Here is a 13,328-nt window from a genome sequence, read left to right as displayed (position 1 = left end):
ATTTATTTTTTAATGCTTAATCTATAATGTGCCTTTGATTTTAAGCGCACAATGTTTTAATTTTTTTGCAGGTTTTAGTCTTTTTATTTAGTTCTGCTGGAATTGTTGTGAACATTCAATTTTTTTTTAACCATTAAGATATTAAGTTTCATTAAGAAAGACTGTAAAGCTTAATTTCCTTACTATCTTAATGGTTAAAAATGTTTGTAAATTTGTGTTTAAATGTTTTGACTTTCCAAACAAAATCCAGTAGAACCTTTTATTTTAATTCGTAAACCCTCACATAATCAAAGATTAACTTTTGTGAAGTTAATTGCGGATCAATATCACCTCCCATTCCTCCACCTATAGCAAGGTTTAGAATCAGATTTTGTGGTATTTTACTATAAGGCCAAGTTAACCCTCGCTCATCGTTTACTTGATAGTCAAAATATTTTACTCCATCAATATACATTGTCATTCCTGTTGGCAACCATTCGAGTGTGTAATTATGAAATTCTCCATTCATATTTTTAACATCAGTAATAAACGGTATTTGATTTCCTTTCTTAAAATAATATCCATCATAATGAACAGACCCGTGGGTTTTTCCATTTCCTGTGACGTTATCAATTTCAGAACCAACATTTTCCAACACATCCACTTCGCCACAATAAGGCCAAGATAATTCATCAACATACGAATCGCCCAACAACCATCCAGCTGACCAAGCTCCTTGCCCTGCAGGAACTTTGGCTCTGAATTCTATTTTTCCGAACAAGAAACTTTCTTTTCCGCGAGTGGTTAATCTTGCCGAAGTCCAAGGTTTCCCATCGTCATTTTTTCTGGCTTCAATGATAAGATTCCCATCTTCTTGTCTAGCGTTTTCTACTCTGTTTTCAGTATAATACTGTGGTTCGTTATTTCCCCAACCCCAATTTCCGATGTCATACATCCATTTTGTTTGGTCTGGCAAACCCTTTCCGTTGAATTCATCACTCCAAGTTAATTTCCATTCTTTCCCCGTGGTGTTTTGTTTGATTATAACTGGAGAAGCTTTGTGTTCTCTCACTAAAACGAACTCAATTTTATCAATCAACAAGGCGCTTTTCTCTACGTGCAATTTCATCAAATGAGTCTTTGCTTCCAAAGGCGAACCGTCTTTTTGAACAAAGCTATTTGAACTATTACCAGCAACAATCATAGTACTGGTAATGTTATAGGTTCTACCGTCTTTGTTGTCGATGTAATCTTCTAACCAACAATTAGCTTCTTTCACTTCTTCATTTTTCGCAAAAAGACGCACATTGTATCTTCCTGAAACTGGAATATCTATTTTATAAGAAAGCCAAGTTGAAATATCATTTGTTTTTACAAATCCATCTTTTTCTATTGTAACATTTCCAGAATTTTCTATAAAGTTTTCAGCTTCTACAATTACTGTTTTGGTTGATACATTTTCATTATTTGTAGTCTGTTGTGTTTTAGTATTAGCACAATTAGACAAAAACAAAATCGCTAACATTGGTAAAGCAATTTGCTTCACTGAATTTCTATACTGTATAAACATATTTATTTTTTTAATCGATTATTTTACTAAAATTGCCTCTAATTCTTCCAATGATTTTCCTTTAGTTTCGGGTAATATTTTTATTAGAATAAAAAATCCTATAGCTGCTATTATTCCGAAAATTAGAAAACTAGTCGCACTTCCCAAATTTGATAATTCCCAAGGAAATACTTGTTGCACTACCCAACTTACGAATGAATTTACAAAACCTATTACACCTATTGCGAGACCTCTATATTTATTTGGAAAAAGTTCTGATAACATTACCCACATAACTGGTCCTAAAGAAAATGCAAAACAAGCAATAAAACCTAAAATTCCAATCAATACTAATGTTGCATTTATGTTTGTTGCTACTTCTAAAATATCGCCTTCATATTTAGCAAAAACTTGATTCCCCAAAGCCAATTTCATATCATTTTTAAAGTCAATATCATTTTCGTATATCTTATTTGCAAAAGGTTCTAATTTGCTTGTTTCAATATTTTTGAAATTCGCTATTTCACTTGAAGAAAGTTCATAAGTTGCTTGACCAAAGCCATAAGAACACAATAATAAACTAATAGCTATTCCTGAAATTCCTATTAACAATAAAGGTCTTCTTCCCATTCTATCAATCAAGAATATAGCAATAATTGTAAAAAATACAGTTGTTAAACTCAAGAATACTCCAAATTCAAAAGACTTATCTGTTCCAATTCCTGTTTGTTTAAAAATAGAAGTTGCATAAAAATAGACCGCATTAATTCCAGTAATTTGTTGGAGTACTCCTAGAACTAAACCTACAATCAGAATAAAACGTAAGGATGGTTTTAGCAACTCTTTAAAGGACGCTTTAGCATCGTTCTTATGCTCATTACTGTTTTTTTCAATAGATTCAATTTCAATATCCGCTAATTGTTTTCCGTGAATTTTATACAAAACCTCTTTTGCTTCTTGAACTCTACCTTTTGTATAGAGCCAACGTGGACTTTTTGGCACAAAAAACATAAAGACAAAGTACAATATTGCAGGGATTAATTCGACACCTAACATCCATCTCCAAACATTTTCATTTGTTAAAAAAGAATGTCCTGAAGTATTTAATTCATTTAAATAATAGTTGCTTAAAAAAGCTGCAAAAAATCCAAGAACAATATTCAATTGTTGGATAGATACTAATTTACCTCTGTTTTCGGCTGTTGAAATTTCGGCAATATAGGTCGGTGCTAAAATAAGTGCAGCACCAAACGCTAATCCTCCAACCATTCTTGCAATATAAAGCATTTCATACGAGTTTGCATAAGCTGAAAATAAAGCTGAAACAGCATATAAAAAAGCTACTATAATTAATATTTTTTTTCGCCCAACAATGTCACTTAATCTTCCCGAAACAATCATAGCAATCATAGCTGCAAAAGAGGGTGAACTTACTACCCATCCAGACTGGAGATCATTCAAATTAAATTCTGGACCAGCATAAGACATAACTCCCGAAATAATTCCGGCATCAAATCCGAATAAAAATCCTCCCAAAGAGACTACAAATGCGATAAATATTACTGAACTTTTTTTTGGTTGCATAATTTTTGATTGTTAGTTAATTATATTTTTGGTTGTTTTTTAAAATACATAAGTCCCAACAGAACCACTTTCTAATGAAGTAGTAAACCATCGGCCATTGTATTTAATATTGAATAATTCATTAGTATTTCCATCATTGACAACTAGGATTACTATTTTCCCGTTTGGTGTTTTAAAGGCGGCACTATTAAGATTTCCTTGAATGGTACTGCCAATTCTTATTGAACCCGACGGAACAAATTTTGAAGCGTGAGCAATAATATAATAAGCTACGTTTCTAACAAAACTATCTGAACTATTCACTGTTATAGCTCCTTTGCATTGCGTACATCCACCAGGTGTATGCGGACCAAATGAAGAATTATTAGCTAAATTCCATTCAAGAGCAATTTTACTCCAATTTCTCATTGAACCAATAACTACATTTTTAGAATGCCATCTTAAATCTCCACCAAAATTTCCGTCAGATGAAGTCCATTGCTCGGTAAAATATACATTTTTTGTTGGAAAAGTATTGTGAACTGTAGATAAAGCACTAATGTCTCCTCCATATAAATGAAATGAAGAACCGTCTATAAATGGATTTGCATCGGTATCACTTAAAACTGTTATTGGATAATCTGGTCTGTCACAATTGTGGTCATAAATTATAATTTTTGTTTTTATACCTGCGGTTTGAAATGCTGGACCTAAATTATTTTTTATAAACTTCGCTTGTTCTGTTGCTAACATCAACATACTTGGATTATTACCAGGATGAAGAGGCTCATTTTGAGGGCAAATGGCATCAATAGTAATCCCTTCGGATTTCATTTTTTGAATATATTTTACAAAATATTGAGCATAAACATCATAATATTGAGGTTGTAAACTTCCACCAATAGAACTATTATTGTCTTTCATCCAAACCGGAGGAGACCAAGGTGTCGCCATAATTTTTATATTTGGATTAATCAGTAATATGGATTTTAAAATTGGAATTAAATCTGTCATATCAGACCCTAAACTGAAGTTATCTAAATTAATATCGGTTTGACCAATGGGCATATCATCATAAGAAAACACAGTTTCATTTAAATCAGAAGCTGCAATACTTATTCTCAAATAACTTACAGAAATAGAATTGCTGGCTGAACCAAATAATTCCTGTAATAATTCCTGTTTTTTAACAGTACTCATTTGATTGATTACTTGTGCACTTCCACCAGTTAAAGTAAATCCAAATCCATCAACAGTTTGAAAATTTTGTAAATCATCTATTTCAATATTGGGATAAACATTATAAGTTGTGTTAAAGGCTAAAACAGTAGATTGTTTTTGAAGCAATACCGATTGATCTCCTTTTGTTAACCAAAAATCGACTTCATTAGTAACCACTGGAGGTGGATTTGGTGCCGGAGGTGTTACAGGTGTTGATCCACCGCCTGAAGTAGAGCAATTGGGAATAAAGCTAGTTAGTAAAGCTAAAAAGAAAATTTTCATTATTGAGGGTATTTTTTTCATTATTTATATGCTATTTCAACATAAACTGGTAAATGATCTGAAGGATATTTCAAATCTTTAGAGTCACTTAAAACAGCATATTTATTGACATTAAAGGAACTGTTTTTTGAAATAAAAATATAATCTATTAACATTGTTACAGGTTCATTATGTTTAAATCCATTAAATGTTCCTGATGGTCCAAAAGGTTTTTCCTTTGAAATTTCTCGAGCATCATTCATCACCTTTTTAAGAGTAATAATTCTATCTTCGTTAGGTTTAGAATTAAAATCACCCATAAAAATAACAGGGTATTTTTTTATATTCAATGCTTCAATTTTTGATAAAATAAGTTGAATTCCGTTAGTTCTGGCCAATTCTCCTATATGATCCAAATGCGTATTAAAAACCCAAAACATCTTTTTAGTTTTTAAATCTTTAAATAAGCCGTAAGTACAAACTCTATTGAATGCTGCATCCCAGCCTATAGAAATTACATCCGGAGTTTCTGAAAGCCAAAATGTATTTGATTCTAAAACTTTAAACCGATCCATTTTATAATAAATAGAAGAAGATTCTCCTTTTCCTATTCCATCTCTACCTATTCCAATTTTACCATATTGAGTAAGTGCAGCCGCAATATCATTGACTTGATTTGGGGTTGCTTCTTGAACGCCAAAAACATCGGGTTCATAAAATTGTATCTGTGAAGTAAAAAAATCTTTGCGATGTGTCCAATCATTTTCTCCATCAACGGCAACATCCAAACGGATATTATAGGTCATTACTTTTAAATTTTGAGCATTTCCAAAAAAAAGAGTTAATGCTGTCATCAACGTCAATATCTGTTTCATAAAATTATTTTTAAACCATTCTAAAAATTAAAATTAGAAATTAATTTCAATATTATTCAAATCTAGTATAGTAATCGTTTTCATTATTGCTCTCTTACAAGAAAAGAGCAAAAAATGAAAACTCAACTAACCAAAACTTATTAGTTATATACTCTAACGTAATCTATTTCAAAAGTAGAAGATACAAAATTTGGATCTATAGTTCCCCCAAAATTTCCTCCAATAGCACAATTTATAATTAAGAAAAAGTTTTGATTAAAAGGCAAACTAGACGAATTTATAAACGAATAATACAACTGATTATCAACATAAAATTTAATAAAATCAGCTCTCCAATCCATAGTATAAATATGGAAATCGGTATTCCCATTAGCAACCGTAACCGTAGCTGTATCGGGTGTATTTCCTGAACGACCAGGAGAATGCAGTGAAGAATGATTGACATTTAATTGATTACCAACTTCTTCTAGCATATCTATTTCGCCACAAGCAGGCCAGCCAACTGAATCTATATTACTCCCTAACATCCAAACCGCAGGCCAAGTTCCTCCTCCAGTTGGGAATTTTGCCCTAAATTCAACTTTACCATATTTGAAAGAGAATTTACCTTTTGAAAGAAGTCTTGTTGAAGTATAATTGCTTCCGCTATAACTCTCCTTGATTGTATTTATTTTTAACGTTCCATTAGAAACAATTACATTTTCTGGTCTATTAGTGTAATATTGAGATTCATTATTTCCCCATCCGCCAGCACCTAAATCATATCCCCATTTAGAACTATCTGGTGTCCCATTCGTGTCAAATTCGTCTGACCAAATTGATATGGGAGCAACATATAAAGTAAAAGTAACCGAAGTACTCACAAAATTTGCTCCATTATAAGCAGACACATAAACCTTAAAACTATTGGTTCCTGATGTTTGATAGGTGTATGAATAAAGTCCACTTGACACGGTCTGTACATCACCATTCCCAAGATCTATTTTATATGAAGTTGCATTATTTGCATTTATAGTAAAAGTTACTAATCCACTCCCATCGCCATTTGGATTTTGTGCGTTAGTGCCAAAAACAGCAGCTGAAACTACAAGCCCCGAAGGAGTTGTTCCTGTTCCTGTTCCTCCGCCGCCGCCGCCAGTACCACCGCTATCTCCGCTGCAAGAAGCTAATGCAAACGTTGAAAAAAGGAAAAGTAAAAACAAACTAAAACTAAATAGTTTTACAAGCTTGTATTTGAAAATTAAATTGTGTTGCGTCATTGCGATTAACTTTTAGTGTTAACGTATTAATAATAATCTTGAAGAATATTTTTATTAGAACTAAAAAAATATTCAAAAAAAAACCCAGAACCGAGAGTTGGTTCTGGGTTAAATTATTTTAAAAACTTAAGGTGCTGGTTTTAATTTTAAATACCAAGAATTTCCTGTTTCAGTTCCTCTTACACGTAGATACATATAAGTAGGTGTTATTTCTAAAATTTCATATTCTTTTTGAGTTGCACCATAGCCAATAAAAGTATTTACCCCTGATAATTGTATTGCAATTTTAGTAGATGGAAATGAGGCAGCTGTATTTGATGAAGAAGGAATGAAGGAAAATTCAGAAGTTCCTCCAGCATATGCATAACAACCTTCACCTCCAGAGGCTGGAATACCAGGAAGACCACCAGCTAAAGCACCTGTTTTTGTAAATATGCCATCAGGACTCGTAACCGTTAAGCTATATACTGCACCTGCTTTGGCAAAAGTAAATCCAGTAGTATATAAACAATTACAACATGCTGCTTTATCAAATGGAGGAGCCCCCCACCACCATCCAGTAGCTCTAGGATTGGTCCAATCATCAACACCAAAATGATTTTGAAGGCTACCATCAACAACCCAAGTTTTTGAAGCATCATTTGTTAAGTTGGTAACCATTTCTGCAGGTGGTTGAAAGGCAAAAAATACTACTATATCTTTTGTAATATTTGCAGAACTACCCCCTTTACCATTAACCATTGCAGTAACTCTATATGTAAAAGTACCTGTCTTCGTGTAGGTATTTGATGTCGTACCTTTTGGAAGAAAAACCCAATTTACATCATCATTTGCATCAACATCTAGCTTCATACCCAAAGCATTATCTGCGGTAACTTTAAAATTTACCATTCCAGACCCATCTCCATTTGGATGTGTTGCATCTTTACCTACAATATCGGCTGTAATAACAACATTTGAAGGAGCAGTCAAATCACCTAACGAATAGGTTTCTTCTGTACAACTTGTAGCTACTAAAAGTAACAAAAAGAATATTCCAAAAATGTATTTTATATTTGTTTTCATATTTATAATATTAATTAGTTTGTCTGAAATTATCTACATAGAAAACTTCTTGGGTACCATTTTGCGAATCATTAAAACGCAAAACTAGTTGAGAGAATTTAGCGTCAGCTGGTATGGCTGAAATACCACTGAAATCGAAAGTTAATTCCTCCCAAGCACCGGAAGTAGTGAAAGCCGTTTTTACTACAGCACCATAAGGATTTGCAGGATCTCCAGGAAGACCAACAACTTTCTCTAATTCTATATTTAATTTTTTACCAATATTGGCAGCATCTGGATTATAAACCATTACCGTGATTTTTTTTCCGTAAGCAAAATTTATAGGAATATTTAATGGGCTATAAGTTCCACTCCATCCTGCGTGTCCATTAGTATACATTCCCACTTTGGCACTTGTATTAATCCCCGAAGCATTAGGATTATCTGCAGTTGCAAATTGTTGTTGTCCCCAGTCATCAAAAGTTCCAAAGAAATCAACATCAGCAGTTTCAAAATCAATTGGCAAATCGAACAATGTTTTAGTAGCAGAAGTTTTTGCAGCTCCTCCACTCAAAGCTTCCACTCTAAGAACATATGGATCTGCTCCTGGAGCAGGGTAAGTATGGGCTGGTAATTCTTGACCAATTGCCATTGGTGTACCTACTTCACTCGCTACATCTCCATAATATACTAAAAATGATTTGGCATATAATGCTGATGCTTTCACTTTCATTTCTCCAGAAGTACTTATAGTTAAATTTTCTGGAGCTCTGTAAGTAATTTCCAAAGGAAAAGTAGTAGTTTTTTGCTGTCCAGCTATATCAGTTGCAACTATAGATACAGTATAAGAACCTTCAGGATAAATATGTGAAGTATTTCCTCCTGGTACAACAACAGCAGAAGCAGAAGAACCTGCTCCATGACCATAATTAACCGTAAAGGAGACAACTCCTTCACCTGTCGGAGTGATTTTTACAATCCCTGAATTATCATTACTGATGTCAAAAATTGGAGAAACATTTGCAGAAGTTGCTGAACTTAAAAAAGTAGCATCTTGATCAATTCCGTCAGGAATACTGCAACTTATTGTAACAGCCAGTAGCAATACAAAGCTGAAAATTAATTTTATATTTTTCATATTATTATTATTAATTAATTATACCCAGGATTTTGAACAATCAAAGTGTTTTGCAATTCTTTGTAAGGAATTGGGAAAATTTCATTTTTACCTGCTTGAAAACCTCTACTTGATAATGCAGTTGCAGCATCACCCCATCTTACTAAATCAAAGAAACGATGCCCTTCACCAGCTAATTCTAATCTTCTTTCTGCTTTAATTGCGGCAAGTGAAACTGGTGTGCTAGTAAGACCTACTCTAGCTCTGACAGCATCAAGTAATGCTTGAGCTCTTGCACCAGTACCCCCTAAAGCTTCAGCTTCCATCAAATAGGTATCTGCTAAACGAATTACATAAGAGTTTTGTCTGTAATTCAAAACTGGTTCTCCCGTTCCTGTAGTTACATCAGCTTTTCTAGGAATAAATTTATTTAAGAAATAGCCTGTATCCTGGTATCCTGGTATATAAGCATGTTTGGTTGGATCCTGGGCTTGAGCTATTGCTTCATATGGATGCATATCTAAAACCGTAGCTGCAAATCTAGGGTCTGTTTTAATCACATCGAAAAATGCTTGTGTAAACACATTAAAACTCCATCCAGATGGTAGGTCGGGAGCCGAAGCATCAACTTGCGTATAGCTTCTAGGACCACACATTACATTTACAGAGTTACCTTCGTCAGCTCCGCTTCCCCAGTTACCCCAATAAGAACTAGAAGCATTAGTATGGGCTACTTCTATGATAGATTCTGTATTGAATTTATTATCAACTATCCATAGGTCAGCGTAATTGGTCAATAATTTATATCCATATTGACTGGTTCCTCCAGGAGTTCCATTTACAGCTGCTAATTCAGCTGCTGCTTCGGCTTTCTTTCCTGCTGGGTCATACAAATATACTTTTCCAAGTAAGGCTTTGGCAGCCCCTTGAGTAAATCGACCTGCCTCTCCTGCTGGTACTGTTGCTGGTAAAACAGCAATAGCTTCATTAAGATCTTTTTCAATTTGAGTATATACATCTGCTGGAGGTGCTTGAAGCACTGTGTAGTATTCAGATCCAGAAAGAGGTACTAATATCAAAGGTACGTTCTTGAACATTCGCACTAAATTGAAGTAATAATTAGCTCTCAAAGCTTTACATTCAGCTGTATATCTAGCCATTAAGGCTGCATCCATAGGAATACCTGGCAATTTAGTTAGCAAATAATTTGCTCTATAAATACCTTGATAATGATCACCCCAAAAACTTTGTGAAATAGTAGTAGGACTCAATGTATAATTTGAAAATCCTTGAATTCCAGCTCCATCTGTAGCACCACCACCACCTGCATATTGATCGTCAGAACCTGCATTCATCATTGTAATCATGTTGTCAAAACCTCCAGAGTTCTTGTTCATTATATCATAAGCCGCAACAAGTCCTGCAAAAGCTTCGGTTTCATTTTTATAATAATTTGATTCTAGATTTGTCCCTTTTGGGGTCACTTCTAAAAAGTCTTTGGTACATGATACCGTAGTTATTATCATTGCAAGTGCAATAAATAAAAACTTAATTTTTATTGTTTTCATATTTTTATTTATTAAAATTGAACATTAGCACCAAACATAAAAGATTTGGCTTGAGGATAATAACCTTTATCTATTCCAAAAACATTTCCTCCAATTTCCGGATCATAACCTGTATACTTGGTTAGGGTCAATAAATTTTCACCAGTAACATAGACTCTTATTTTTGAAGCTTTAATTTTAGCTACAAAATTACTAGGTAATGAATATCCAAAAGAAACTACTTTCAAACGTAAATAATCACCGTTTTCTAAATAAAAATCAGACATATTTCCAAAGTTTCCATTAGTGTCATTATTTGTCAATCTTGGATATGAAGTAGATGTTCCTGGTCCCGTCCAACGACTTAAAGCATCTGTTTGATAATTAGCATTTAATATATCTAAACGACGTAAGCCTTGGAAAATTTTATTTCCTGCTGCTCCTTGAGCAAATGCCATAAAATCAAATCCTTTGTATTCCAAATTGATAGTCATACCAAAAGTGTATTTAGGTAGTGGACTTCCCAAATTTTGTTTGTCCTCATTTGTGATAGCTCCATCACCATTAATATCTGTCCAACGGAAATCTCCTGGGACAGCTTTAGGCTGAATTAAACCGCCTGAGCTATTTGTATAGGCGTTAACTTCGTCGATAGTTTGAAAAATACCTGCAGTTTTAAAACCATAAAAAGAATTATAGGATTGCCCTACCTCTGTTCTTGTAACATCACCCATAGATTGGAATCCAGCAGCTCCATTAGTAATAAAAGTTTTTCCTTGACCTAAATAAGTTACTTCATTTTTCAAGTACGAAACATTTCCATTAGCTGAAAAGTTAAAGTCACCAAATCTTTTACGGTAACCTAACTCAACCTCAACTCCTTTATTACCCATATCAGCAACGTTACCTAATGGACTTCCTGTTGATCCTACATACCCTGGTAAATCAACATATTGTAAGATTCCAGTAGTTTTTTTATCGTAATACTCAACAGTTAAATTGAAATCTCTGAATATTTTAGCATCAAAACCAATATTCATTTGTGATGTTTCTTCCCATTTCAAGTCAGGATTTGCTGGTGCAGATGGACTATTACCTATAGTAACCACTGAACCTGTACTACCAAAAGTATAGTTTCTACCACCACCTATAAGTGCTAAAAATCCATTTTCCTTAATCGCATCATTACCAGTCACACCATAACCCGCTCTAATTTTTAAAGTATTCACTATATTATTGTCTTTCCAAAATCCCTCTTTAGAAACAACCCAACCTGTAGAAAAAGATGGGAAAACACCAAATTTATTATTTGATCCAAAATTTGTAGAACCATCACGACGAATAATTCCTGTAAACAAATATTTTTCTTTGAAATCATAATTTAAACGAGCAAATAATGATGTCACTCTATGCTCTTGAGAAGTATAGGCACTCCCTGTTTTCATAGCTGGAGCAATATCAAAATTGAAGGATGCATCTAGGTAGTTATTCGTTGGAATATCTTGATAATTCACAAAAGTACCAGTAGAATTATTATCAACATAAGCTCCTTGCCCTAACAATAAAGTATAATTATGACCCCCTGCACTATTAGTATAAGATGCTGTATTTTCAACATTCCAACCAAAAGTTTCATTAGTACTTCTACTTAAATTATTTTTAGAGGAATTAACAGTTTGGCTCAAAAAGAATTGTGGTGTGAAAGATTCATCACCCCAAAAAGCTCTCTTTAAACCTACGGTTGATCTAAATTTTAAATTTTTAATTGGAGTGAATTCTATAAATGCATTTCCAATAAAATCATCTGACCAATTATAATTTCCTAATCTTGTATTGATATAAGCAACTGGGTTAGACATTTCTTGACCTACAGGTGTGGAGATACCATAAGGATTTCCATTAACATCTCTAAAAACTGGTGGATTATTACTGTTCGTATATAATGGCCCGTTAGCTTCAATAGGATCTGTAACAACAACTGGAGTTATAGGATCTAAATTGATTGCTGAACTTAAAGGACCTCCAAATTCACTATTTGTATTACCTAAACCAACTCCTTTTTGATGTGTATATCCAAAGGTTTGTCCAATAGTAAACATTTTAGACAGTTTATGTGTTGAATTCAAACGGATATTCTTTTTTCCAAAATTTGAAATTTCTTTAGAAACAATTCCTTGTTGGTCAGAAATACCAAATGAAGCAAAAAAAGTAGAAACTTCGTTACCACCACTTAAACTAAATTCGTGATTGGTTCGAATAGCATCATTACTGAAAATTTGTTTTTGCCAATCAGTACCTAAACCTAAAGCACCAAGGTTTGGATAAGGAATAGATTGTCCTGCAGCTCCAGCTTTTTCATTCATTAAAGCACCATATTGAGTTGCATTAAGTAATTTTATCGTTTTTTCAGGTGAAGAAATTCCAGTAAATCCAGTATAACTCACAGAAAATTTACCTTCTTTACCTTTTTTAGTAGTAATCATAATAACTCCAGAAGCAGCACGAGCACCATAAATAGCTAATGACGCTGCATCTTTAAGGACTTCAATAGATTCAATGTCAGATTGATTTACAAATCCAATTCCTCCAGAATCAATAATAACTCCATCAACAACCCAAAGAGGATTATTACCGCCATAAGTATCAAATGTAGTTATACCCCTAACCCTTACAGTAGAAGCTGCACCCGGCTGACCTGATTGAGCAGAAACCATTACACCAGAAACTCTTCCTTGTAAGGTTTGCTCAACACGACCATTTGGAATTTTTTCCAAATCCTTAGCTTTGACACTAGAAATAGCTCCAGTATTTACACTTTTCTTTTGAGTACCATAACCTACAACAACAACCTCTTGCAAAGTTTGAGATTCAGGATTAAGTTTAACATCAATTCGGGTTCTTCCTTTAATAGCT

Annotated in this window: 9 protein-coding genes; all 9 read right to left on the bottom strand. The window is 33.6% G+C overall.

Annotation, left to right across the window (positions count from 1 at the left end; translation table 11 throughout):
- Positions 1 to 259: 259 nt before the first annotated feature.
- Positions 260 to 1,549 carry a glycoside hydrolase family 16 protein gene (locus PHC28_RS08395; RefSeq protein ID WP_300098650.1) on the bottom strand — a complete coding sequence of 430 codons (1,290 nt, stop codon included), beginning with the start codon at positions 1,547 to 1,549 and terminating at the stop codon, positions 260 to 262.
- Between the two features lie 18 nt (positions 1,550 to 1,567).
- Positions 1,568 to 3,112 carry a sugar porter family MFS transporter gene (locus PHC28_RS08390; RefSeq protein WP_300098647.1) on the bottom strand — a complete coding sequence of 515 codons (1,545 nt, stop codon included), beginning with the start codon at positions 3,110 to 3,112 and terminating at the stop codon, positions 1,568 to 1,570.
- A 39-nt stretch (positions 3,113 to 3,151) separates the two neighbouring features.
- Positions 3,152 to 4,615 (bottom strand): glycoside hydrolase family 30 beta sandwich domain-containing protein, encoded by a 1,464-nt coding sequence (locus PHC28_RS08385; RefSeq protein WP_300098644.1) that lies wholly within the window; start codon positions 4,613 to 4,615, stop codon positions 3,152 to 3,154.
- Entirely contained in the window at positions 4,615 to 5,448 is an 834-nt protein-coding gene (locus PHC28_RS08380) for an endonuclease/exonuclease/phosphatase family protein (protein ID WP_300098641.1), read from the bottom strand. Before PHC28_RS08380 ends, PHC28_RS08385 begins: the two co-directional genes overlap by 1 nt.
- 140 nt (positions 5,449 to 5,588) lie before the next feature.
- Positions 5,589 to 6,707, bottom strand: coding sequence for a glycoside hydrolase family 16 protein (locus PHC28_RS08375; protein WP_300098637.1), 1,119 nt, complete (start codon positions 6,705 to 6,707; stop codon positions 5,589 to 5,591).
- Positions 6,708 to 6,833: 126 nt separating this feature from the next.
- Positions 6,834 to 7,772 carry a hypothetical protein gene (locus PHC28_RS08370; protein ID WP_300098634.1) on the bottom strand — a complete coding sequence of 313 codons (939 nt, stop codon included), beginning with the start codon at positions 7,770 to 7,772 and terminating at the stop codon, positions 6,834 to 6,836.
- 10 nt (positions 7,773 to 7,782) lie between these two features.
- A complete protein-coding gene (locus PHC28_RS08365) occupies positions 7,783 to 8,889 on the bottom strand; it encodes a hypothetical protein (protein WP_300098631.1) in 1,107 nt (368 codons plus the stop codon).
- A 14-nt stretch (positions 8,890 to 8,903) separates the two neighbouring features.
- On the bottom strand, positions 8,904 to 10,436 hold the full coding sequence (locus tag PHC28_RS08360) for a RagB/SusD family nutrient uptake outer membrane protein (RefSeq protein WP_300098628.1): 1,533 nt from the start codon (positions 10,434 to 10,436) through the stop codon (positions 8,904 to 8,906).
- 11 nt (positions 10,437 to 10,447) lie between these two features.
- The coding region (locus PHC28_RS08355) for a TonB-dependent receptor (protein ID WP_300098625.1) at positions 10,448 to 13,328 on the bottom strand (2,881 nt) is incomplete at its 5' end.

It is taken from the genome of Flavobacterium sp., from assembly GCF_028712645.1.
Taxonomy (GTDB): Bacteria; Bacteroidota; Bacteroidia; order Flavobacteriales; family Flavobacteriaceae; genus Flavobacterium.
This window is presented reverse-complemented; position numbering and strand designations above follow the sequence as displayed.

Excerpts from the sequence above, each read along its gene's own strand:
- PHC28_RS08375 (WP_300098637.1), bottom strand. The coding sequence starts at position 6,707 with ATGACGCAACACAATTTAATTTTCAAATACAAGCTTGTAAAACTATTT.
- PHC28_RS08360 (WP_300098628.1), bottom strand. The coding sequence starts at position 10,436 with ATGAAAACAATAAAAATTAAGTTTTTATTTATTGCACTTGCAATGATA.
- PHC28_RS08385 (WP_300098644.1), bottom strand. The coding sequence starts at position 4,615 with ATGAAAAAAATACCCTCAATAATGAAAATTTTCTTTTTAGCTTTACTA.
- PHC28_RS08380 (WP_300098641.1), bottom strand. The coding sequence starts at position 5,448 with ATGAAACAGATATTGACGTTGATGACAGCATTAACTCTTTTTTTTGGA.
- PHC28_RS08365 (WP_300098631.1), bottom strand. The coding sequence starts at position 8,889 with ATGAAAAATATAAAATTAATTTTCAGCTTTGTATTGCTACTGGCTGTT.
- PHC28_RS08395 (WP_300098650.1), bottom strand. The coding sequence starts at position 1,549 with ATGTTTATACAGTATAGAAATTCAGTGAAGCAAATTGCTTTACCAATG.
- PHC28_RS08370 (WP_300098634.1), bottom strand. The coding sequence starts at position 7,772 with ATGAAAACAAATATAAAATACATTTTTGGAATATTCTTTTTGTTACTT.
- PHC28_RS08390 (WP_300098647.1), bottom strand. The coding sequence starts at position 3,112 with ATGCAACCAAAAAAAAGTTCAGTAATATTTATCGCATTTGTAGTCTCT.